The organism is Rivibacter subsaxonicus (assembly GCF_004217215.1).
In the GTDB taxonomy this organism is placed as follows: Bacteria; Pseudomonadota; Gammaproteobacteria; order Burkholderiales; family Burkholderiaceae_C; genus Rivibacter; species Rivibacter subsaxonicus.
Genome location: NZ_SHKP01000005.1, coordinates 477,106 through 498,671, shown reverse-complemented (window position 1 = coordinate 498,671; position 21,566 = coordinate 477,106). Strand labels below are relative to the sequence as shown.

Annotated in this window: 24 protein-coding genes and 1 pseudogene; 15 read left to right on the top strand and 10 right to left on the bottom strand. The window is 69.9% G+C overall.

Annotation, left to right across the window (positions count from 1 at the left end; all coding sequences use genetic code 11):
- The first annotated feature begins 5 nt into the window (after positions 1 to 5).
- The 12 genes from EV670_RS08295 (at position 6) to EV670_RS08240 (ending at position 9,350) form a co-directional block, all read left to right on the top strand.
- A complete protein-coding gene (locus tag EV670_RS08295) occupies positions 6 to 422 on the top strand; it encodes a VOC family protein (RefSeq protein ID WP_130431366.1) in 417 nt (138 codons plus the stop codon).
- 1 nt (position 423) lies between these two features.
- The gene (ssuC, locus tag EV670_RS08290) at positions 424 to 1,194 is read left to right on the top strand and encodes an aliphatic sulfonate ABC transporter permease SsuC (protein ID WP_130431365.1); all 771 of its coding nucleotides are present in this window, start codon (positions 424 to 426) and stop codon (positions 1,192 to 1,194) included.
- Between the two features lie 21 nt (positions 1,195 to 1,215).
- Positions 1,216 to 2,103, top strand: coding sequence for an ATP-binding cassette domain-containing protein (locus EV670_RS08285; RefSeq protein WP_130431364.1), 888 nt, complete (start codon positions 1,216 to 1,218; stop codon positions 2,101 to 2,103).
- Between the two features lie 39 nt (positions 2,104 to 2,142).
- The gene (locus EV670_RS08280; RefSeq protein WP_130431363.1) at positions 2,143 to 2,532 is read left to right on the top strand and encodes a thioredoxin family protein; all 390 of its coding nucleotides are present in this window, start codon (positions 2,143 to 2,145) and stop codon (positions 2,530 to 2,532) included.
- A 78-nt stretch (positions 2,533 to 2,610) separates the two neighbouring features.
- Entirely contained in the window at positions 2,611 to 3,252 is a 642-nt protein-coding gene (locus tag EV670_RS18825) for a CDGSH iron-sulfur domain-containing protein (RefSeq protein WP_165393271.1), read from the top strand.
- A gap of 141 nt (positions 3,253 to 3,393) precedes the next feature.
- Positions 3,394 to 3,612: a TOBE domain-containing protein gene (locus EV670_RS08270; RefSeq protein ID WP_130431362.1), complete on the top strand. Its 219-nt coding sequence runs from the start codon at positions 3,394 to 3,396 to the stop codon at positions 3,610 to 3,612.
- A gap of 6 nt (positions 3,613 to 3,618) precedes the next feature.
- Entirely contained in the window at positions 3,619 to 4,212 is a 594-nt protein-coding gene (locus EV670_RS08265; protein WP_130431361.1) for an RBBP9/YdeN family alpha/beta hydrolase, read from the top strand.
- Positions 4,213 to 4,323: 111 nt separating this feature from the next.
- A complete protein-coding gene (locus EV670_RS08260; RefSeq protein ID WP_130431360.1) occupies positions 4,324 to 5,334 on the top strand; it encodes a sulfate ABC transporter substrate-binding protein in 1,011 nt (336 codons plus the stop codon).
- Positions 5,335 to 5,504: 170 nt separating this feature from the next.
- Entirely contained in the window at positions 5,505 to 6,527 is a 1,023-nt protein-coding gene (locus tag EV670_RS08255; RefSeq protein ID WP_130431359.1) for a sulfate ABC transporter substrate-binding protein, read from the top strand.
- Between the two features lie 18 nt (positions 6,528 to 6,545).
- Positions 6,546 to 7,382 (top strand): sulfate ABC transporter permease subunit CysT, encoded by an 837-nt coding sequence (gene cysT / locus EV670_RS08250; protein ID WP_130431358.1) that lies wholly within the window; start codon positions 6,546 to 6,548, stop codon positions 7,380 to 7,382.
- 1 nt (position 7,383) lies between these two features.
- Positions 7,384 to 8,301 (top strand): sulfate ABC transporter permease subunit CysW, encoded by a 918-nt coding sequence (gene cysW / locus EV670_RS08245; RefSeq protein WP_130431357.1) that lies wholly within the window; start codon positions 7,384 to 7,386, stop codon positions 8,299 to 8,301.
- Positions 8,298 to 9,350: a sulfate/molybdate ABC transporter ATP-binding protein gene (locus EV670_RS08240; RefSeq protein ID WP_130431356.1), complete on the top strand. Its 1,053-nt coding sequence runs from the start codon at positions 8,298 to 8,300 to the stop codon at positions 9,348 to 9,350. The genes cysW and EV670_RS08240 overlap by 4 nt, the downstream gene beginning before the upstream one ends.
- Positions 9,351 to 9,366: 16 nt before the next feature.
- On the opposite strand, the gene EV670_RS08235 is transcribed toward EV670_RS08240, so the two are convergent.
- Both EV670_RS08235 and EV670_RS18660 read right to left on the bottom strand, forming a co-directional pair.
- Positions 9,367 to 10,035, bottom strand: coding sequence for a 3'-5' exonuclease (locus EV670_RS08235; protein WP_278044413.1), 669 nt, complete (start codon positions 10,033 to 10,035; stop codon positions 9,367 to 9,369).
- Positions 10,032 to 10,169: a hypothetical protein gene (locus tag EV670_RS18660; RefSeq protein WP_165393270.1), complete on the bottom strand. Its 138-nt coding sequence runs from the start codon at positions 10,167 to 10,169 to the stop codon at positions 10,032 to 10,034. Before EV670_RS18660 ends, EV670_RS08235 begins: the two co-directional genes overlap by 4 nt.
- A gap of 96 nt (positions 10,170 to 10,265) precedes the next feature.
- Here EV670_RS18660 and EV670_RS08230 point away from each other — a divergent pair, with 96 nt between their 5' ends.
- Positions 10,266 to 10,892, top strand: a complete 627-nt coding sequence (locus EV670_RS08230; protein ID WP_207225028.1) for an MliC family protein — start codon at positions 10,266 to 10,268, stop codon at positions 10,890 to 10,892.
- Positions 10,893 to 10,908: 16 nt separating this feature from the next.
- Here EV670_RS08230 and EV670_RS08225 read toward each other — a convergent pair whose 3' ends face one another.
- From EV670_RS08225 to EV670_RS08205, 6 genes and pseudogenes are all read right to left on the bottom strand, one after another.
- The gene (locus EV670_RS08225) at positions 10,909 to 12,363 is read right to left on the bottom strand and encodes an aldehyde dehydrogenase (protein WP_242616902.1); all 1,455 of its coding nucleotides are present in this window, start codon (positions 12,361 to 12,363) and stop codon (positions 10,909 to 10,911) included.
- Positions 12,364 to 12,642: 279 nt separating this feature from the next.
- A pseudogene (locus EV670_RS18820) lies at positions 12,643 to 13,125 on the bottom strand (ABC transporter ATP-binding protein); the annotation flags it as partial.
- Positions 13,122 to 13,868 carry an ABC transporter ATP-binding protein gene (locus tag EV670_RS08220; protein WP_130431354.1) on the bottom strand — a complete coding sequence of 249 codons (747 nt, stop codon included), beginning with the start codon at positions 13,866 to 13,868 and terminating at the stop codon, positions 13,122 to 13,124. The gene EV670_RS08220 and the pseudogene EV670_RS18820, both read right to left, overlap by 4 nt.
- Positions 13,865 to 14,782 carry a branched-chain amino acid ABC transporter permease gene (locus EV670_RS08215; RefSeq protein WP_130431353.1) on the bottom strand — a complete coding sequence of 306 codons (918 nt, stop codon included), beginning with the start codon at positions 14,780 to 14,782 and terminating at the stop codon, positions 13,865 to 13,867. Before EV670_RS08215 ends, EV670_RS08220 begins: the two co-directional genes overlap by 4 nt.
- Positions 14,779 to 15,657, bottom strand: a complete 879-nt coding sequence (locus EV670_RS08210; RefSeq protein WP_130431352.1) for a branched-chain amino acid ABC transporter permease — start codon at positions 15,655 to 15,657, stop codon at positions 14,779 to 14,781. Before EV670_RS08210 ends, EV670_RS08215 begins: the two co-directional genes overlap by 4 nt.
- 13 nt (positions 15,658 to 15,670) lie before the next feature.
- The gene (locus EV670_RS08205) at positions 15,671 to 16,894 is read right to left on the bottom strand and encodes an amino acid ABC transporter substrate-binding protein (protein ID WP_130431351.1); all 1,224 of its coding nucleotides are present in this window, start codon (positions 16,892 to 16,894) and stop codon (positions 15,671 to 15,673) included.
- A gap of 237 nt (positions 16,895 to 17,131) precedes the next feature.
- On the opposite strand from EV670_RS08205, the gene EV670_RS08200 reads away from it, so the two are divergent.
- Positions 17,132 to 18,103, top strand: a complete 972-nt coding sequence (locus EV670_RS08200) for an AraC-like ligand-binding domain-containing protein (RefSeq protein WP_130431350.1) — start codon at positions 17,132 to 17,134, stop codon at positions 18,101 to 18,103.
- Positions 18,104 to 18,127: 24 nt separating this feature from the next.
- Here the strand turns inward: EV670_RS08200 and EV670_RS08195 are convergent, their stop codons facing one another.
- Together EV670_RS08195 and EV670_RS08190 are read right to left on the bottom strand one after the other, a co-directional pair.
- Positions 18,128 to 18,535, bottom strand: a complete 408-nt coding sequence (locus tag EV670_RS08195; RefSeq protein ID WP_130431349.1) for a BON domain-containing protein — start codon at positions 18,533 to 18,535, stop codon at positions 18,128 to 18,130.
- A 125-nt stretch (positions 18,536 to 18,660) separates the two neighbouring features.
- Positions 18,661 to 20,673: an acetoacetate--CoA ligase gene (locus EV670_RS08190; RefSeq protein ID WP_130431348.1), complete on the bottom strand. Its 2,013-nt coding sequence runs from the start codon at positions 20,671 to 20,673 to the stop codon at positions 18,661 to 18,663.
- On the opposite strand from EV670_RS08190, the gene EV670_RS08185 reads away from it, so the two are divergent.
- Positions 20,672 to 21,349 carry an SgcJ/EcaC family oxidoreductase gene (locus tag EV670_RS08185; protein ID WP_130431347.1) on the top strand — a complete coding sequence of 226 codons (678 nt, stop codon included), beginning with the start codon at positions 20,672 to 20,674 and terminating at the stop codon, positions 21,347 to 21,349. The genes EV670_RS08190 and EV670_RS08185 overlap by 2 nt on opposite strands.
- The last annotated feature ends 217 nt before the right edge of the window (positions 21,350 to 21,566 follow it).

Genomic DNA, 21,566 nt, shown 5'->3' with positions numbered 1-21,566 from the left:
CGCCCATGTCCTCCGTCTTTGCCATCGACCACGTGCAACTGCCGATCCCGCCCGGCGGTGGCTGGCGCGCACGCGAGTTCTACGAAGAGCGGCTCGGCCTGCGCGAGCTGCGCGATCCGGCGCTCGACCGCCCCGGCACGCTGCGCTTTCAGCTCGGCGTCCAGCGCCTCGACCTACACGAAGGCCCCTACAGCGGCGTCGCGCCGCAGGCGCACCTGGCCTTGCGGGTGCGCGGGCTGCGCGACTTCATCGGTGCGCTGCGTGAGCGCGGCCTGCGCGTCGACACCGGCGGCGTGCCGGACGTCGGCGCCCGCGCCTACCTCGACGATCCCTTCGGCAACCGCATCGAGCTGATCGACGCGCTGGTGCTGGGTGCGGCCGAGACCGCCTACGAGGCCGACCCGCTCGAGTTCGCCGTCTGACATGAACAGGAACTTCAACCGCGTCCTACCCTGGCTGCTGCCGGTGGCGCTGATCGGCACCTGGGAGCTCGCCTCGCGCCTGGGTTGGCTCAGCACCCGCATCCTGCCGGCGCCGTGGGCAGTGGCGAGCGCCTTCTGGCAGCTCGCGGCCTCGGGCGAAATGCTGCAGCACGTGCTCAAGAGCACCGGGCGCGCCTTCGTCGGGCTGGCCATCGGCGGCAGCCTCGGGCTGCTGTTCGGGCTGATCAACGGCAGCTTCCGTGCCGCCGAGACCGCGCTCGATTCGACGCTGCAGATGGTGCGCAACATCCCGCCACTGGCGCTGATCCCGCTCGTGATCCTGTGGTTCGGCATCGACGAGGCGGCCAAGCTGTTCCTGGTCGCCTTCGGGGTGTTCTTCCCGGTCTACCTCAACACCTTCCACGGCATCCGCGGCGTCGACCCGGGACTGATCGAGATGGCGCGCAGCTACGGGCTGCGTGGCTTCGGGCTCTATCGCCACGTGATCCTGCCCGGTGCGCTGCCGAGCATCCTGGTCGGGCTGCGCTTCGCGCTCGGCCTGATGTGGGTGCTGCTGATCGTCGCCGAGACCATCTCGGCCCAAGCCGGCATCGGCTACATGACGATGAACGCGCGCGAGTTCCTGCAGACCGACGTGGTCCTGGTCGGCATCCTGCTGTACGCGCTGCTCGGCAAGGGTGGCGATCTCGCGGCCAAGGGCCTGGAGCGCTGGTGGCTGCGCTGGCACCCGGGCTACCAGCCGGCCCGCTGAACGATCAACGAGAAGCGCACCATGCACCCGCTCCAACTGGAAGTCACCGAGTTCTGGACCGCGCCATTGCGCGCTGAGCCGCCCGCGGCGCCAGTGGTCGCGCTGCGTGCACCTTTGGCCGCACGCGGCGCCGCACTCGAACTCGACGGCCTGGCCCAGCGCTTCGGCGCCCGCGAAGTGCTGCGCGGCATCGACCTGCGGGTGCGGCCGGGCGAGTTCGTCGCGATCGTCGGCCGCAGCGGCTGCGGCAAGAGCACGCTGCTGCGGCTGGCGGCCGGACTCGACGCGCCGGCCGCGGGCAGCCTGCGCATCGACGGCGAGCCGGCCGCGGCGCGCGCCGACGAGGTGCGCGTGATGTTCCAGGAGGCGCGCCTGCTGCCCTGGAAGCGCGTGCTCGACAACGTCGCGCTCGGCCTCGACGGCGCCGATGCGCGCGAACGCGCGCTCGAGGCTCTGGAGCAGGTCGGCCTCGCCGAGCGCGCCGGCGACTGGCCGGCGGTGCTTTCGGGCGGCCAGCGCCAGCGCGTGGCGCTGGCGCGCGCGCTGGTCCATGCGCCGCGCCTGCTGCTGCTCGACGAGCCGCTCGGCGCACTCGATGCGCTGACCCGCATCGAGATGCAGCGCCTGATCGAGCGCCTGTGGCAGCGCCATGGCTTCACCGCGCTGCTGGTCACGCACGATGTCGGCGAGGCGATCGCGCTGGCCGACCGGGTGCTGCTGGTCGAGGATGGCGGCATCGCGCTCGACGAGCGCATCGCGCTGGCGCGGTCGCGGCATCGCGGCGACCCGGCGTTTGCCGTCGCCGAGGAGCGGCTGCTCGATCGGGTGCTGCAGCGCGAGGCGGCCGAGTCGCTACCGGACCAGGTCGAAGCGCCTTGGGCCGTGCCCGCACTGCGCTGGGCGGTCTAGCCGCCTGCCGCGCGCCGCGCCCGCAGGCACACTCGCGGCATGCCACCCGCATCGCCCGCCGCCGCCGCCATCGACGACAGACCCTGGCTGGTCGCCTGCCTCTGTGCCGCCTGGTGCCGCACCTGCGACGACTACCGCGCGCCCTTCGAAGCCCTGGCGCGCGAGCGGCCGCAGCTGCGCTTCGCGTGGATCGACATCGAGGACCAGAGCGACCTGATCGGCCCGCTGGCACTCGAGGTCGAGAACTTCCCGACCCTGTTGGTGGCGTACGGCGACCAGCTGCGCTTCTACGGCACGGTGCTGCCGCATGCGTCGACGCTGGCGCGCACCGTCGATGCGGCGCAGCGCGCGGTGCTGACGCCTGCCGTGGAGGGCCTGGACGCCTCGCTTATCGGCCGCTTGCACGAGGTGGGCGAACGCGTGAGCTAGGGCCGCTCGCGTTGGCCCCGGCCTCGGCCGACTCCTATAGTGGATTCAGGCGGCACGCCTGCCAGAGGAGTCAGCGAGATGAGCATCGAAACCGTTCGCGGCACCACCGTCATCGTGCACTTCGAGGGCGAGCGCTGCATCCACTCGCGCCACTGCGTGCTCGACCGGCCCGATGTCTTCGTGCCCAACGTCAAGGGCGAGTGGATCCACCCCGACCGCGCCACACCGCACGAGCTGCAGACGCTGGCCCGCAACTGCCCCTCGGGCGCGATCCGCTGCGAGATGGTCGACGGGTCGGCGGCCGAGGCGGCGCCGCCGGTCAACCTGCTGCAGCTGCGCGAGAACGGCCCGCTCGCCATCCACGCACCGCTGAGCCTGAACGGCCGCGACGAGGGCCTGCGCCGCACGCTGTGCCGCTGCGGCGCCTCGGCCAGAAAGCCCTGGTGCGACAACAGCCACAGCCGGGTCGGCTTCGTCGCCAGCGGCGAGGTCGCGACGCGCGAGTCGCAGCCGCTGGCTCAACGCGACGGCCCGCTCGCGCTGCTGCCGGTGCTCAACGGGCCGCTGCACCTGGTCGGCAATCTCGAGATCGTCTCCGGTACCGGCCGCACCGTCGACCGCGTCAGCGAGACCTGGCTGTGCCGCTGCGGCCAGTCGAAGAACAAGCCCTACTGCGACGGCAGCCACAAGGCGGCCGGCTTCAACAGCGACGGGGCCTGATCCTGCGCCGGCGGGCCCGGCCCGCCAAGCTTTGGCGCGCTCATGCGCGCGCCGCCTATGCAGCGGCGGAATCATTCGTTGGTCGCGCCTTCTCGCGTCGCCAACATGGAGACCTCATCCACATCGACCGAGGTCTTCTCCATGAGCATCAGCGCCATCAACGTCCGCAACCAGTTCCGCGGCAAGGTTAAGGAAATCATCGAAGGGCCGGTGGTCTCGGAGGTCGATGTCGAGACCGCCAGCGGCCTGCTCGTGACCTCGGTCATCACAACCCGCTCGGTCAAGGAGCTCGGTCTCAAGCCCGGGCGCGAGGTGATCGCGCTGGTCAAGTCGACCGAAGTCTCGATCGCCACGCTGTAGTTGCCGATGCACAGTGCAGGACGTGTTCGCCTGCTGATCGTGCCGGGGCTGCACGGCAGCGGTCCGGACCATTGGCAGAGCCGGTTGCAGGCGCGCAGTCCGGGCGCGTTGCGCGTGGAGCAGGCCGACTGGTCGGTGGCCGACATGGCCCGCTGGTCGGCGCGCATCGAGGCCGCGCTGGCCAGTGATCAGCGCGCGCAGTGGATCGCGGTTGCGCACAGCTTCGGCTGCCTTGCGCTGGCCCACCACGGCTTGCTCGCGGTGGGGCGCTCGCGGCTGCGCGGCGCGCTGCTGGTGGCGCCGGCCGATCCGCGCCGCTTCGGCTGCGAGGACCAGTTGCCAGCCGGCGCGCTGCCGTTTCCGAGCCTGCTGGTCGGCAGCCGCAACGACCCCTGGCTGCGCTTCGAGGACGCGCGCGGCTTCGCCCGGCGCTGGGGCAGCGGCTTCATCGACCTCGGCGCCGCCGGCCACGTCAACCCGGCCTCCGGCTACGGCGCCTGGCCGGGCATCGCGCGCCTGGTCGAGCGCGAGCGACAGCGCTTGGCGGCGCTCGAACGGCCGCAGCGCGCCTCGGCGCTGGAGTGGGACTTCGCGGTCTGAAGCCCGCTTGCGCGTTCGTCGCATATGCATGGGCGCTTTGATTCGTTCCTTGTCGAACAGTCGCTTCCCAGAATCAAGCCATCGATTGGTTTTCCGCGAAAGAAGGCATTCATGACCCGTTCGTACCCGCTGCGCGGCCTGCTGGCCGCGTCGATCCTCTCCCTGGCCGCCGGCGCCATCGCCGCCAAGGAGCTCACGCTGCTCAACGTCAGCTACGACCCGACCCGCGAGCTCTACCAGGACGTCAACAAGGCCTTCGCCAAGCAGTGGAAGGCCAAGACCGGCGACGACCTGAACATCAAGGCCTCGCACGGCGGCTCCGGCAAGCAGGCGCGCTCGGTGATCGACGGGCTCGACGCCGACGTCGTGACGCTGGCGCTGGCCTACGACATCGACGAGATCGGCCAGAAGGCCCAGCTGCTGCCGGCCGACTGGCAAAAGCGCCTGCCGCACAACAGCTCGCCCTACACCTCGACCATCGTGTTCCTGGTGCGCAAGGGCAACCCGAAGGGCATCAAGGACTGGGACGACCTCGTCAAGTCCGGCGTTCAGGTCATCACCCCGAACCCCAAGACCTCGGGCGGCGCGCGCTGGAACTACCTCGCGGCCTGGGGCTACGAGTTGAAGAAGACCGGCTCCGAGGCCAAGGCGCAGGACTTCGTCGCCAGGCTGTTCAAGAACGTGCCGGTGCTCGACACCGGCGCGCGCGGCTCGACCACCACCTTCGTCGAGCGCGGCATCGGCGACGTGCTGCTGGCCTGGGAGAACGAGGCGCTGCTGGCGATCAAGGAGCTCGGGCCGGACAAGTTCGACATCGTGGCGCCGAGCCTCTCCATCCTGGCCGAGCCGCCGGTGGCGGTGGTCGACAAGAACGTCGACAAGAAGGGCACCCGCGCGGTGGCCCAGGCCTACCTCGAGTACCTCTACAGCCCTGAAGGCCAGGACCTGGCCGGCCAGAACTACTACCGGCCGATCGACCCGAAGGTCGCCGCCAAGTACGCGGGCCAGTTCCCGAAGCTCAAGCTCTTCACGATCGACGAGGTCTTCGGTGGCTGGACCAAGGCCCAGAAGGCGCACTTCGGCGACGGCGGGGTATTCGACCAGATCTACTCGAAGCGCTAGCCTGCACGCCACCAATGACGAAGCGTGCGCTCACAGCCGGAGCGCCCGCTTCGGGTCTTTGTTCGTTCTTCGCATAAAGATCAGCCAAAACTGTCGTTCCTGTTTTGAGGGCCCGCTTCTACGATCGCGCTCCCTCATGCTGCCGAAGGGTCCACCAGACCCGCGCTCCCATGTCCCGCATCGCCTCCTTCTCGCTGCTGCGCCGCTCGCTGATCGGTCTGGCCCTCGTCTCGACCGCCGGTCTCGCCAGCGCCGCCGGCCCGACCCTGCTCAACGTCAGCTACGACGTCTCGCGCGAGTTCTACAAGGACTACAACAAGGCCTTCGCCGCGAACTGGAAGAAGACTGCCGGCGAGGACATCACGCTCAACCAGAGCCACGGCGGCTCGAGCAAGCAGATCCGCTCGGTGATCGAGGGCCTCGAGGCCGACGTCGTGACGATGAACCAAGGCCTGGACATCGACATGCTCGCCGCGCGCAGCGGCCTGGTGCCGGCCGACTGGGCCAAGCGCCTGCCCGACAACGCCGCGCCCAACACCTCGGTCACGGTGCTGCTGGTGCGCAAGGGCAACCCCAAGGGCATCAAGGACTGGGCCGACGTCGCCAAGCCCGGCGTCTCGGTCGTGATCCCGAACCCCAAGGTCACCGGTAACGGCCGCTACAGCTATGTCGCCGCCTACGGCGCGGTGCTCAAGGCCGGCGGCACGCCGGCCCAGGCGCGCGAGCGGGTCCAGAAGATCTTTGCCAACGTGCCGGTCTTCGACGGCGGTGGTCGCGCCGCGACCACAACCTTCATCCAGCGCAACATCGGCGACGCGCTGGCCACCTTCGAGAGCGAGGTCGACCTGATCCGCGAGGAGTTCGGCGACGTCTTCGACGTGGTCTACCCGCAGTGGACGATCCTGGCCGAGAACCCGGTCAGCGTTGTCGACAAGGTCGTCGACAAGAAGGGCACCCGCAAGGCGGCCGAGGCCTACCTCAAGCACCTCTGGTCCGACGAGGCGCAGGAGATCGCCGCCCAGCACGGCCTGCGGCCGCGCAACGCGGCCATCCTGGCCAAGCACGCCAAGACCTTCCCGAAGGTCAACACCTTCACCATCGACGAGGTCTTCGGCGGCTGGAGCAAGGCCCAGAAGGAGCACTTCGACGACGGCGGCATCTACGACCAGATCCTCGCCGCGAACCGCAAGTAGGCCGGTTCGAGAGTCCAAGTGTTTCTGTCCCGCACCCTGCTGCGGCGGCACAGTGTGCTGCCGGGCTTCGACCTCACGCTCGGCTTCACCCTGCTCTACATGAGCCTGGTGGTGCTGCTGCCGCTGTCGGCCGCGTTCCTCAAGGCCTTCACGATGACCTGGCCGGCCTTCTGGGAGGCCGTGGCCTCGCCGCGCGTGCTGGCCTCGTACCGCCTCACCTTCGGCGCCAGCCTCGCGGCGGCGCTGCTCAATGCCGTGTTCGGGCTGATCATCACCTGGGTGCTGGTGCGCTACGAGTTTCCCGGCAAGCGCATCGTCGACGCGCTGGTCGACCTGCCGTTCGCGCTGCCGACCGCAGTGGCCGGCATCGCGCTGACCGCGATCTGGGCCCAGAACGGCTGGGTCGGCCAGTTGCTGCCGTTCAAGGTGAGCTTCACGCCGGTCGGCGTGTTCATCGCACTGGTCTTCATCGGCCTGCCCTTCGTCGTGCGCACGCTGCAGCCGGTGCTGGAAGACCTGAGCAAGGAACTGGAAGAGGCCGCCGCCACGCTCGGCGCCAGCCGCCGCCAGACCTTTCAACACGTGATCTTCCCGATCCTGACGCCGGCGCTGCTGACCGGCTTCGCGCTGGCCTTCGCGCGCGCCCTCGGCGAATACGGTTCGGTGATCTTCATCGCCGGCAACCTGCCGATGGTCTCGGAGATCACGCCGCTGCTGATCATCACGAAGCTCGAGCAATACGACGTGCCGGGCGCGACCGCGATCGCGGTCGTGATGCTGGTCGCGAGCTTCTTGATGCTGCTGGCGATCAACGCGTTGCAGGCGTGGTCGCGGCGCCGGCAAGGTGGACATTGAAATGACGGTTGCCGCCACCGCTCCCGTCGCTGCGCAGCACACCCAGAGCGTGCGCATCTCCCCGCGCCTGATCCGCAACGCCACCACCGAGCCGGCCTGGGTGCGGCGGTTGCTGATCGGCATCGCGCTGGCGTTCCTCACGCTGTTCCTGTTCGTGCCGCTGGCGACCGTCTTCATCGAGGCCTTCAAGAAGGGCTGGGAGGTCTACCTCGCGGCACTGGTCGAGCCCGATGCGCTGCACGCCATCAAGCTCACGCTGCTGGTAGCGGCGGTCTCGCTGCCGCTGAACCTGCTGTTCGGCGTCGCCGCCTCCTGGTGCATCGCCAAGTTCGACTTCCGCGGCAAGAACCTGCTGCTGACGCTGATCGACCTGCCGTTCTCGGTGAGTCCGGTGATCGCCGGCCTGATCTTCGTGCTGGTGTTCGGCCTGCAGGGCTGGTTCGGCGAGTGGCTGCGCGGGCACGACATCAAGATCATCTTCGCGCTGCCCGGCATCGTGATGGCCACCGTGTTCATCACCTTCCCATTCGTCGCGCGCGAGCTGATCCCGCTGATGCAGGCCCAGGGCACCGAGCAGGAAGAGGCCGCGCGCGTGCTCGGCGCCGGCGGCTGGCAGATCTTCTGGCGCGTGACGCTGCCCAACATCAAGTGGGCGCTGCTGTATGCGGTGATCCTGAGCAACGCGCGCGCGATGGGCGAGTTCGGCGCGGTCAGCGTGGTCTCGGGTCACATCCGCGGCCAGACCAACACGATGCCGCTGCACATCGAGATCCTCTACAACGAGTACCAGTTCGCCGCGGCCTTCGCGGTGGCCTCGCTGCTGGCCGGGCTGGCGCTGGTGACGCTGGTGCTGAAGTACGTCGTCGAGCGGCGGGTGAAGACGGACATGCACGGCATGTCGCTGGAGAAATCGGAATGAGCATCGAAGTCCGCAACCTCAACAAGCGCTTCGGCAAGACGGTCGTCTGCGACAACCTCACGCTCGACATCCCCTCGGGCGAACTGGTCGCGCTGCTCGGCCCCTCGGGCTCGGGCAAGACCACGCTGCTGCGCATCATCGCCGGGCTCGAGGTGCCGGACAGCGGCAGCGTGCACTTCCACGGCGCCGACGCCACCGGCACCGACGTGCGCGAGCGCGCGGTCGGCTTCGTGTTCCAGCACTACGCGCTGTTCGGCCATATGAGCATCTTCGAGAACGTGGCCTTCGGCCTGCGCGTGCGGCCCAAGGCCACGCGACCCGACGACGCGACGATCCGCAAGAAGGTGATGGAGCTGCTCGAACTGGTGCAGCTCGACTGGGTTGCCGACCGCTTCCCGCACCAGCTCTCGGGTGGCCAGCGCCAGCGCATCGCGCTGGCGCGTGCGCTCGCGGTCGAGCCCAAGGTGCTGCTGCTCGACGAGCCCTTCGGCGCACTCGACGCCAAGGTACGCAAGGAGCTGCGGCGCTGGCTGAGGAGGTTGCACGACGAGGTGCACGTGACCAGCGTCTTCGTCACCCACGACCAGGAAGAGGCGATGGAGGTAGCCGACCGCATCGTCGTGATGAACCATGGCCGCATCGAGCAGGACGGCACGCCGGACGAGGTCTACGACCGACCGGCCACGCCCTTCGTGCTGCAGTTCCTCGGCGACGTGAACATCTTCCACGGCCGTGCCAAGCACGAGGCCGGCGGCGCCAGCTACGTGCGCCCGCACGAGCTCGAGATCGCCGAGGCGGCGGATGACCAGACGCTGGCGGTGACCTTGTCGCAGGCGCTCACGGTGGGGCCGAACACGCGGCTCGAGTTCAAGCGCGCCGACGGCGGCGGCTTCCTCGACATGGAACTGCCGCGCGCCGACTACCTGCGGCTCAAGGACGCCGGCCGGCTCGAAGCGGATGTGTTGCTGCACCTGCGCGCGCGCCGGCTGACGCGCTTCGCCGAGGGCGCCGCGTCCGAGACGGCGCACGACCCGGCGGCGATGATCTGATCGATCGCGTGCGCGGCTACGCCGCGCAGACGACACGATGCGCCCGCACGCAGTCGCCCAGGCGCTGGCGCGGCGCGCGTTGCAGCTTGAGCAACAGCGCATGGGTCGCGCCTTCCTCGCCGATCTGGTCCTCGAAGCGGCGCTCCACGTCGCGCTGCATGCGCAGCAGCAGGTGTGCGGTGACCTCGGCATCGGCCAGCGCGCGGTGGGCACGGCCGGCGTCGGGCAGCTCGTGAAAGGCCTTCAGCGTGCCGAGCCGGTGGTTCGGCGCCTCCGGGTACAAACGGCGCGCCAGCAGCAGCGTGCAGGCAAAGCCTGAGTCGACCGGCGGCGGCGCAACATCGGCGCGCTCGCACTCGGCGCGCCAGAAGCCGCGGTCGAAGGCCGCGTTGTGCGCCACCAGCGGTGCGTCGCCGATGAACTCGCCGACCTCGCGCATCACCTCTGCAGCCGCCGGCGCCGCCTCGAGCATCGCGTTGCTGATGCCGGTGAGCTGGGTGATGAACGGCGGCACCCAGGCGCCGCTGCGCATCAGGCTCTGGTAGCGACCGACGATCTGGCCGTTGCGCACCAGCACCGCCGCGATCTCGGTGGCACGTGCGCCCATGCCGGGCGACATGCCGGTGGTCTCGAAGTCGATGACGGCGAGGGTTTGCGAGGCGCCCGCGCCATCGGGCGAGCTCACTTCTTCTTGCTGCGGTCGGGCACCACCGTCACCACGGTGGGCGTCACCGCGCCGGGCGAGACCGGCTTCGACGGGCCGCTGTCCTTCTTCGGCTTCTTGCTTTCCTTGTTGCTGCGCTGTTGACCCTTGGCCATGGCGATCTCCCGTTGTTGTGGGCCGAATTATGAGCGTGCGCCGCGGCAGCCCATGCATCATCCGGGCAGATCCTCGTACGCCAAGGAGTCCGCCGTTTGAAGCCACACCTCGCGCGTCCGTCGCATCCGGCGTGGGCTGCCGCAGTGCTGATGCTCGGGCTCCTCGCCGCAGGGGCGGCCGGGGCGGCCGAGGGGCCGTCCTTCGATTGCGCCAAGGTCGCCGCGGAGAGCATGGCCGCACTGGTCTGCGGCGATCCCGGCCTCGCGCAGCTCGATCGCAAGCTGGCCCAGGTCTACGCGCAGGCCACGAAGGCAGCGGTCGACGAGCGGCCGCCGATGCTGAAGGCCGAGCAGCGCGGCTGGGTCAAGGGACGCGACGACTGCTGGCGGAGCAGCGACCAGCGTGCCTGCGTCGAGACCAGCTACCGGCTGCGGACCGTCGAGCTGCAGGCGCGCTACCGGCTGCTGCCGGGCGTCGGCCCGGTGCGCTTCGTCTGCAATGGCGATGCGGCCAACGAGGTACTCGCCACCTTCTTCGCGACCGAGCCTCCGACGCTGGTGGCCGAGCGCGGCGACGCCACCTCGCTGATGGTCTTGCAGCCCAGCGCCAGCGGCGCCCGCTACGAGGGCCGCAACGAAAGCCTCTGGGAGCATCAAGGCCAGGCGCTGATCCGCTGGGGCTACGGCGCAACCGAGATGCGCTGCCTGCGCGCCGGGAAATGAGCTACCCGGGCCGTGCTCAGAACGGATAGTGGCGCGGCGCCGTCTGCAGCGTGACCCAGCGCAGCTCGGTGAACTCGTGCACGCCGGCCATGCCGCCGAAGCGGCCGAGGCCGCTGCCCTTGACGCCGCCGAAGGGCATCTGCGCCTCGTCGTGCACGGTCGGCCCGTTGACATGGCAGATGCCGGACTCGATGCGGCGCGCCACGTTCAGCGCGCGCGCGATGTCGCGGCCGAAGACCGCCGCCGACAGCCCGTACTCGTTGTCGTTGGCGCAGGCCACCGCCGCCTCGACGCCGTCGACCCGCACGATGCACTTGAGCGGGCCGAAGGTTTCCTCCGCGTAGACGCGCATGCCGGGCTTCACGTGGTCGAGGATCGTGGCCGGCATCAGCGTGCTGTCGGCCTTGCCGCCGCACAGCAGCTTGGCGCCCTTGGCCAGCGCGTCGTCGATCAGCGCGTTGCAATGCTCGACCGTGCCCATGCCGATCACCGAGCCCAGCACCACCGGCTCGGGTTTGCGCGGGTCGCCGAGCGGCAGCCCCCTGGCCTTCTTGACGAAGCGGGCCGCGAAGTCGTCGGCGATCTTGCTGTCGACGATCAGGCGCTCGGTGCTCATGCAGATCTGGCCCGAGTTGGCGAAGGCGCCGAAGGCCGCCGCGTTGACCGCATCGTCGAGATCGGCGTCGTCGAGCACGACCAGCGGCGCCTTGCCGCCGAGCTCCAAGAGCACCGGCTTGAGGTACCTGGCGCAGGTCGCCGCGATGAGCCGGCCGACGCGCGTCGAGCCGGTGAAGTTGACGCGCCGCACCGCCGGGTGGGCGACGATCGCCTCGACCACCTTGCCGGCGTCGGCCGGCGCGTTGGTCAGGTAGTTCAGCACCCCGGCCGGCAGGCCGGCGTCCTGGAAGGCGTCGACGATCAGCCGGTGCGTGTGCGGGCAGTTCTCGCTGCCCTTGAGGATCACCGTGTTGCCGCAGGCCAGCGGGGTGGCGATCGCGCGCACGCCGAGGATCACCGGCGCGTTCCACGGCGCGATGCCGAGCACCACGCCGGCCGGTTGCCGCATGCCCATCGCCAGCGAGCCGGGCACGTCGGAGGGAATGATCTGGCCGCTGATCTGCGTGGTCAGCGCCGCCGCCTCGCGGATCATGCCGGCCGCCAGGTGCACGTTGAAGCCGGCCCACATGCCGGTGGCGCCGGTCTCGGCCGCCATCGCCTGCACGAAAGCGGGCGTCCTGGCCTCGAGCGCGTCGGCCGCCTTCAGCAGCAGCATGCGGCGCTCGGTCGGGCCGGTCTGGCTCCAGCTCTTGAAGGCCTCGGCCGCGGTCTCGACCGCGAGCACCGCGTCGGCCTCGCTGGCCGCCGGCGCGCGCGTGGCCACACTGCCGTCGAGCGGGTTGCGACGTTCGAACGTGGCGCCGCGCTCGGCCGTGACGGACAGGCCGTTGATGAGCATGGACAGGTCGGACATGGGGGACTCCTTCGTCGCTGAGTTCGTGTTCGGCGTGCCGGTCGCGGCCGGCTGGCCGAGGTAGGCCTGGCGGATCACCGTGGAGCGCGCCAACAGCGTGGCCGCGCCGCTGGCGACCAGGCGGCCGCGCTCGAGCACGTAGCCGCGATCGGCCACGGCGAGCGCCTTGCGCACGTTCTGCTCGACCATCAGCACCGTGGTGCCGGCGTCGGCGATGCGGCGCGCGATCGCGAGCAGCTCGTCGACCATCTTCGGCGCCAGGCCGAGCGAGGGCTCGTCGAGCATCAGCAGTCGCGGCGCGCTCATCAGCGCGCGCGCCACCGCCACCATCTGCTGCTCGCCGCCGCTCATCGTGCCGGCCAGCTGGCGGGCGCGCTCGGCGAGCTTCGGAAAATCCTTGAACACCTGCCGCAGGCGCTCGGCCCGCTCGGCCTTGGCCACCAGCCAGCCGCCGAGCTCGAGGTTCTCGGTCACCGTCATCTGGCCGAAGAGCTGGCGACCCTCCGGCACCAGTACCAGGCCGCGGCCGACGATCTCGGAGGTCTTGGCCTCGGGCTCGATCGCGGCGCCGTCGAGCAGCACCTGGCCGCCGGCGCGCGGGATCAGGCCCGAGATCGCCTTCAGCAGCGTGGTCTTGCCGGCGCCGTTGGGGCCGAGGATCACGGTGAGCCCGGGCCGCGCCTCGAGCGAGAGGTCTCGCAGCACCTGGAAGCCGCCGTAGCCGGCGGCGAGCGCTTCGATCCTGAGCTCGGCCGCGCTCATGCCGGCTCCACCATCTCGTCGCCGAGATAGGCCTCGATCACCTCGGCGTTGCGCACCACCTCCGACGGCAGGCCGTCGGCGATCTTGCGGCCCTGGTGCAGCACCAGCACGCGCTCCACATGGCGCAGCAGCGTGCTCACCGCATGCTCGATCCAGATGACGGTCAGGTCCAGCTCGTCGCGCAGCCGGCGGATCAGGCGCGCCATCGCCTCGACCTCGGCCTCGGTCAGGCCGGCGGCGACCTCGTCGAGCAGCAGCAGCCGCGGCCGCGTGGCCAGCGCCATGCCGATCTCGAGCAGGCGCTGCTGCGAGGGCGTGATCGCCGCCGCGGGCAACGCGGCCTGCGCCGAGAGCCCGATCAGATCGAGGATCGTGCCCGCGTCCTTGAGCAGCGGCGGCGCCTCGCGCTTGCGGCCGGCGAACTGCAGGCCGAAGTCGATGTTGGCCGCCACGCTCAGCTCGGCAAAGACGCGCGGCGTCTGGAAGGTGCGCGCGATGCCCTGCTGCGCAAAGCGGTGCGGCGCGGCGCCGGCCAGGCTGGCGCCGCCGGCGAACAGCTCGCCCGCGCTCGGCACGATCACGCCCGATAGCGCGTTGAAGAAGGTGGTCTTGCCGGCGCCGTTGGGGCCGATGATGCCGACCAGCTCGCCCGGCGCGAAGGCGGCACTGACCGCGTCGACCGCCGTCAACCCACCGAAGCGGACGGTGACCTCGCGCGCCTCGAGCAGCGGGTGGCCGTTCATCGCCGGTCCTTCCACCACGCGCTCAGCGTGCCCAGGCGCAGCGAGGCCAGCCCGCCCGGCAGGTAGAGCACGCACAGGATCAGCAGCAGGCCGAGCGCGATCATGTAGACCTGCGGCGCCTGCAGCCGCAGTGTCTCGGCCAGCAGGCTGAACACCACCGCCGCGATCAGCGGACCCCACAGCGTCGCGGCGCCGCCGATCAGCGCGATCAGCACGGTCTGGAAGCCGATGAAGGGGTTGAACACCGTGGCCGGGTCGATGTAGGTCCAGCGCACGCTCATCGTCGCGCCCACCGCGCCGGCGAAGGCGGCGATCAGCGTGAAGCCGCCGATCTTGACGAGCCGGGTGTTGACGCCGAGCGTCTGGGCGCGCTGCTCGTCGGCGCCGATGCCGGCCATCGCCAGGCCGAAGCGGCTGCGTCGCACCACCATCGACACCGCCAGCGCCGCCACCGCCAGGCCGAGCATCGTCAGGTAGACCGTGTCGCGCTCGGGTACCTCGAGCAGCACCCGGCCGACGGTGCCGGTGACCTGCTTCTCCCAGTAGGTCACGGCATGGCGGATCAGCTCGGTCATGCCGAAGGTCAGCACCGCGAAGTAGGTGCCGCGCAGGTGCAGCACCGCCGCGCCCATCAGCAGCGCGACGCCGGCGGCCAGCGCGGCGCCGAGCGCGATCACCAGCAGCCACGGCAGCTGATCGAGCACAAGCGCGCCGGCGTAGGCGCCGATGCCGAAGAAGGCCGAGGTCGCCAGCGACAGGTAGCGCGTGCTGCCGCAGAACAGGCTCCAGCTGGTGGCCAGCGCGGCATACATCAGGCAGGTCAGCGCCAGCGAGACGGCAAACTCGCTGCCGTAGTGCGGCACTGCGAGCGCCCAGCCGGCCAGCGCCAGCAGGATCAGCAGATCTCTTTTCATTTGCGCACGAACAAGCCGTTCGGCCGCCACAGCAGCACGCCGATGAAGATGGCGTAGGACAGCAGCGACTTCAGCGAGGGATTCGTGAAGTGCATGCCGAGCGCCTCGATCACGCCGAGCGCGAGGCCGCCGACCAGCGCGCCGGCCATGCTGCCGAAGCCGCCGAGCGTGATGACGATCAGCGCGGTCACGGTGTAGGGCTCGCCCATCGACGGCGAGATCGTGTACGTCATCGACAGCAGGCAGCCGGCCACGCCCGACAGCCCGAGGCCGATGCCGAACATCAGCGGGTGCAGGCGTCCGGTGTCGATGCCCACCAGTTGCGCGCCGGTCGGCGACTGCATCAGCGCGCGCACGCCCTTGCCGAGCAGCGTCAGGCGCAACAGCAGGATCAGCGCGCCGCTGAACAGCAGCGCCAGCACGAACAGCAGCAGCTTGTTGGCGGCGAACTGCGCGCCGCCGATCGCCACCGGCGCGGCCAGGAAGTCATAGCCGCGCAGGTCGCCGCCCCACAGCAGCTGCGCGCAGTTCTGCACCAGGAACATCAGGCCGAAGCTCGCCATCAGCCCGCGTGCCTCGAAGACATCGAGGTTGGGGCTGGTGCGCGTGAGGCGGCGGAAGGTGAGCCGGTGGATCACGAGCCCGAGCCCCATCAGCAGCGCGAAGGAGACCGGCACCATCAGCAGCGGCGAGATGCCGAGCATGGTGTGCGCCGTCCAGGTGAGGAAGGCGCCGACCATCAGGAACTCGCCGTGCGCGATGTTGAGGATGCGCATCAGCCCGTACTGCAGGTTCAGGCCGAGCGCGACCAGCGCGTAGATGCCTCCGGTGATGAGACCGGAGGCGATCAGTTCGGCCCAGGCACCTGCGGTCAACGGATCCCCTGGCTCAGACCCACGCCGGCTTCGGCGTCACCAGCGTGCCGGTCGCCATCGACTTGGGCCACACGACCTCGAACTCGCCCTTCTGCCACTGGCTCACGCTGCCCGGCGTGCCGACGTTCTCGCTGCCGGCGAACTTGATCTTGCCGAGGATCGTGTTGTGGTCGCCGCTCGTCACGTAGTCGCGGATCGCCTTGCGGTCGAGGCCGACCTTGGCGACCGCCGCCGTCATGATCTGCAGCCCGGCCCAGGTGGCGCCGCTGGCCCAGCGATCGGGCTCCTTCTGCGCGCCGAACTTCGCCACGTGGGCGTCGAAATAGGCCTTGGCGCCGGGGCTGCTCTTGGCGTTCCACGAACCCATGCCGAGCACGCCTTCGGCGCCGGCGCCCATCACGTTGCGGTAGAGCTGGAACGCGGTGCCGACGCTGGCGTAGAAGTACTTCGGGTTGAAGCCGATCTCCTTGGCCTGCTTGCTGGCGAGGATGGTGTCGGGCGGGTAGGTCAGGCCGACGAAGGCGTCCGGGTTCTTGTCCTTCATCGAGCGCAGCACCGGCGACAGGTCCTTGACGCCGAGCGGGTAGCTCTTGTCCTCGAGCAGGCTGATGCCGGTGCCCTGCAGCGCCACCTTCAGCGCCGCGTAGTTCTCGATGCCGAACAGGTCGTCCACGTAGATCGCAGTGATCGACTTGACGCCATTGGCCTTGAGCATGTCGACCAGCGCATTCATCATCGGCGCCGGCTGCTGCAGCAGCGAGAAGAAGTAGGGCAGCTTCATCTCGATCAGGCGCCGGCTCAGCGCGGTCGGCGCCAGCATCGGGTAGCCGAAGCGGGTGGCCAGCGGCGCGACCGCGAAGTTGGCGTTGCTGCCCCAGGGCGGCAGGATCAGGTCGACCTTGTCGCTGCCCATCAGCTTCTCGTAGGTGCGCACGCAGGTCTCGATGTCGCTGCGGTCGTCGGAGCTGAGCAGCTCGATCGGGCGCTTGACGCCCTTGACGCTCAAGCCGCCGGCGGCGTTCTGCTGCTCGGCCCACATCAGGTAGTTCGGCTCCTGGCTGACCTGGGCGCCGGTCGACCACGGGCCGGTGCGCGCGATGGCGTAGCCGATGCGCACCGGCGCGGCCTGCGCGGTGCCGATCGATGGCAGCGCCAGCGCCACCGGGGCGACGGCGGCGGCCTGGACGAGGGTGCGGCGCTTGATCAGGCCGGCGGGCGGGGTGCGACGTGCGGTCATGGCTTGTCTCCGTGGTCGGTCGGTCGTGACGATGCCGGCTGACGACGCCGGTCTGTGCCCGCATTCTGGGCAGCGCCGGTGGCTGGCGCTTGACGCTGCATGCACGCGCGCTTGACGATCCGTGCACGCCGCTCGGGGCTTACCCGCGGTCCGGGTTCGGTCGCTTGAGCCGCGGCCGGCAGGTCGATAGGCTTCGCATTCCAAGGCCGCTTCGCGGCCGGCCAGCGCGTCTTCACCATGGGCATCACCGCCAGCTCGATCAACACCGACCAGGTCGCCGCCGCCGAGCGCGTCGGCTTCTGGACCGAGTGCATCGCGCGGCTGTTCAGCGGCCTGCGTTCCGACCTCTACGGCGACACCGACTTCGACGGCCGCATGAGCACGCTGCACGCCGGTGACGTGGTGCTGACGCGGCTCGAGGCCAACCGCCACCGCGTGCTGCGCTCGGCCGCGCTGGCGCGCTCCGGCGAGACCGGCTACCTCAAGATCGTCGCGCCCTACGTGGGCTGCGCCGGCGTCGAGCAGCAGGGCCGCGAGGCCTGGGTCACGCCCGGCCAGTGGAGCCTCTACGACACCACCGCGAGCTACGCGGTCGCCAACCCGGTGCGCGTGGAACACCTGATCGTGATGCTGCCCAAGCAGAGCCTGGTCGAGCGCGGGATCTCGCTCGACCCGCTGCTGGCGCGGCGCCTGGGCGGCAGCGGCGGCGTGGCACGGATGGCGCTCGAGACCATGCGCTCCGCCTACCGCGAGCTGCCCGGCATGTCGGAGGTGGCCGCGCGCGGGGTGGGCGACGCGATCACGCAGTTCGTGCACCTGTCCATGCTGGAACTGGCCGGCATCGGCACCGCCGCCACCCAGCGCGAGGCGCTGCGCGAGCGCATCAAGCAGCACGTGAGCGCGCACCTGGGCGACCCGGCGCTGGCGGTCGACGCCATCGCACTCGCGCTCAACTGCAGCCGGCGCCAGCTCTACAACGCCTTTGCCGAGGAGCCCGACGGCGTCGCCGGCTACATCCTGCGCTGCCGGCTCGAGGCCTGCCGCAAGAGCTTCGACGACCGCGCCAACGATCGACGCTCAATCACCGACATCGCGTTCAGCTTCGGCTTTTCGAGCATGGCGCACTTCAGTCGCGTCTTCCGCGCCCATCTCGGCGTGGCGCCGAGCGACTACCGGCACGGCGTCGTCGCCGGCGCGCTACCGGGCTGAGGCAGCGCGCCGGCGCGGCCGCGTTCAGGGCCGGATCTGCAACTGGTTGTTGACCGAGCGCACGCCGTCGACCTTCTCTGCCACCTCGGTGGCGTGCTGCCGGGCCGCGGAGTCGGGCGCCGTGCCCCTGAGCGTGACGTTGCCGTTGGTCGTATCGACGTCGATCTTGCTCGCACTCAGGCGGGTATCGCCGGCCAGCATGGCGTTGATGCCGGTCGTGATGCCGGCGTCCTTGAGCTTGACGGTGCCGGCGTCCATGGCCTGCGCCATCTTGGTTCCGGCCTCGTCGGCCTTGCGCTCGGCGCTGTTCATCGCCGAGTCGAGCGCCTGGCCGACCGTCTGCCGGTCGTCCTTGCGCTCGCACGCGGCCATGCCGAGCGCGAGTGCGGCGGCCAGCGCGGCCGGGATCATCGGATTGAGTTTCGTGCGCATCGTGGCTCCTTCAATGAAAGCTGCGGATGAACCAACCGTAGCTTCCGGAGCCCTCACGATCGATCGGACAAAGGGTCGAATCCTTGTCGGACAACGCCGACAAGGCAGCACCGCGGACGCGCGCGCTACGACGCGGACGCGTCGCGGCTGCGGCTGGCCGCCAACTGCTCGTACCAGTCCAGGCAGCCCGGGTTGGCCATGGCCTCCTTGTTGACCACCTTGGCGAGCGGCTGGCCCAGCAGCAGCTTCTTGATCGGCAGCTCCTGCTTCTTGCCGGAGAGGGTGCGCGGAACCTCGGCGACCTGGAAGATCTCGTCGGGCAGGAAGCGCGGCGACAGGCTCGTGCGGATCGCGGCGTTGATCTTCTGCTTCATCGCATCGTCGAGCGCCACGCCCGGCCGCAGCACGACGAACAGCGGCATGTAGCTTTCGCGACCGAGGTATTCGAGGTCGACCACCATCGAGTCGAGCACCTCGGGCAGGGCCTCGACCGCGCTGTAGATCTCGCTGGTGCCCATGCGCAGGCCCTGGCGGTTGATCGTTGCGTCGCTGCGGCCGTAGATCACGCAGCCACCGTCGCGGCCGATCTTGATCCAGTCGCCATGGCGCCAGACGCCGGGGTAGGTGTCGAAGTAGCTCGACAGGTAGCGCGCGTTGCCGGGGTCGTTCCAAAGCTGCAGCGGCATCGAAGGGATCGGCTCGGTGCAGACCAGCTCGCCGACCTCGTCGATCACCGCCTCGCCGCTCTCGTTCCACGCATAGACCGCGGCGCCGAGGAAGCGGCACTGCATCTGGCCCGGCACCTCGGGCAGCTCGCGGTTGCCGCCGACGAAGGCGCCGCAGAAGTCGGTGCCGCCGGAGATGTTGCACCACCAGATGTCCCTGGCGCCGGCATCGGTCAGCTGCGCCGTGCCCCAGCGTTGCACGTCCTCGGCCAGTGGCGAGCCGGTGCAGCCGAGCACGCGCACGCGGGAGAGGTAGCCACAGTCGAGTGCCCGCACGCCAGCCTTCATGACGCTGGCGTACCAGGCCGCGCCGGCGCCGAAGAAACTCACGCCGTGGCGCGCCGCAAAGCGCCACAACACGCTCCAGTCGGGCCGCTCCTTGCTGCCGGCCGGGTTGCCGTCATAGATGCAGACCGTGGCGCCAAAGGCCAGGCCGGCGAGCTGCGCGTTCCACATCACCCAGCCGGTCGAGCTGTACCAGTGGAAGCGCTCGCCGAAGCTGTTGGGGGCGTAGCTGGCGCCGACGTCGTAGTGGATCTGGCTCAGCGCCGCGCTCAGCAGGATGCCGCCCTGGCCGTGGACGATGGCCTTGGGCAGGCCGGTGGTGCCGCTGGAGTAGACGATCCAGATCGGGTGGTCGAAGGGCAACCACTCGGGCTCGAAGGCGGCGACCTCGGCATCGTCGCGGCCGGCGGCCTGCAACCAGTCGAGGTCGTGCGCCACTTCCGCGGCCGCGAACGGCGTCTTCAGCAGCAGCAGCTTCTGCACGCTCGGCAGTTGGCCGCGCAGTTCCTGCAGCACTGCGCTGCGATCGATGGCTTTGCCGCCGTAGTGCACGCCGTCGGCCGCAATCAGTACCTTCGGTTCGATCTGCTTGAAGCGGTCGGCCACCGCGGCGGTGCCCATGTCGGGCGCGCAGACGCTCCACACCGCGCCGAGGCTGCTGCAGGCCAGGAAGGCGACCATCGTCTCCGGCACGTTGGGCAGGTAGGCCGCGACGCGGTCGCCGCGCCGCACGCCGAGCGCGCGCAGCGTCAGCGCGACCGAGGCGACCTGGCGCCGCAGCTCGGGCCAGCTCATCGTGCGCACTTCACCCAGCTCGTTCTCGCTGACGATCGCCGGCTGCCCGGCGGCATGCGCCGCCTCCGCATGGCGCAGCACCTGGTGCGTGTAGTTGAGCTGCGCGCCGGGAAACCACACCGCCCCCGGCATGCGCCGCTCGGCCAGCACCGCCGTGTGCGGCGTGGGCGAGCGCAGCTCGCCGAAGTCCCAGATGCTCTGCCAGAAGGCGTCGAGGTCGGTGACCGACCATTGCCATAGCGCCTCGAAGCTGTCGAAGACCAGGCCGCGCTGCTCGCGCAGCCAGTCCTGGTAGAGGCGGATCAGGGGGGTGCGGGGGGCGGACTCGTGCATGGCGGCGATCTCAGGGTTGGACGATGGGCCGGAGCGCCTGCACCTCCGGTGCGTGCCTCCGGGCGCCGTGGGCTTGCTCGCGCCCGTCGCCGAGTTGACCGCGACGCCGATCGGGCGCAATGTCATCGGCCCGCATGGCGCGGCAACGATCAGGAGACATCAGATGAACAAGCAAGTTTCCGGCAGGTTCGGTGGTGTGGTTGGCACGGTATTGCTGGCTGCGTTCCTGTTGTCCGGTGCGCCCGGCTGTGCTGTGGCGCCGCAGGATTCTGCTGCGTCCGCCACCGTGTCGCGCGACGCCGTCGCCGCTGCCGCGGCAAAGTGGACCGCCGTCTTCGTCGACGACAACCCCGACGTGATCCTGGCGCTGTACGACGACGACGGCATCTTGTGGGGCACCCTCTCACCCACCATCGCGGTGGGCAAGCCGGCGATTCGAGGCTACTTCGAGCGCGCCTTCAAGGCGCTGCCGGGTCACAAGGTCACGTTCGGCGAGCAGAAGATCCGGATCTACGGCGACACGGCCATCAACAGCGGCTACTACACCTTCTCCTACGTGCGCGACGGCGAGACCAAGACGCTCCCGGCGCGCTACAGCTTCGTCTACAGGAAGCGCGGCAATGACTGGCTGATCGTCGATCATCACTCGTCCGCCATGCCACCTCCGCCGAGGTAGAGCGGCGCTCGCGGCGTGCAAGGCATCCGCATCAACGCATTCGCACCTGGCCGTGGGCGATGCGTCCACCGGCGATAGCCGACCATTGCCGCGACACCTCGTAGCTGTCGCAGAGCAGACCACGTTGCTCGCGCAAGCAGTGTGGGAGCACGAGGCCACTCAAGCTCGTGCGTCGACCTGTATGAGCCTGAACGCGATCGGGCGATGATGGCTGCTC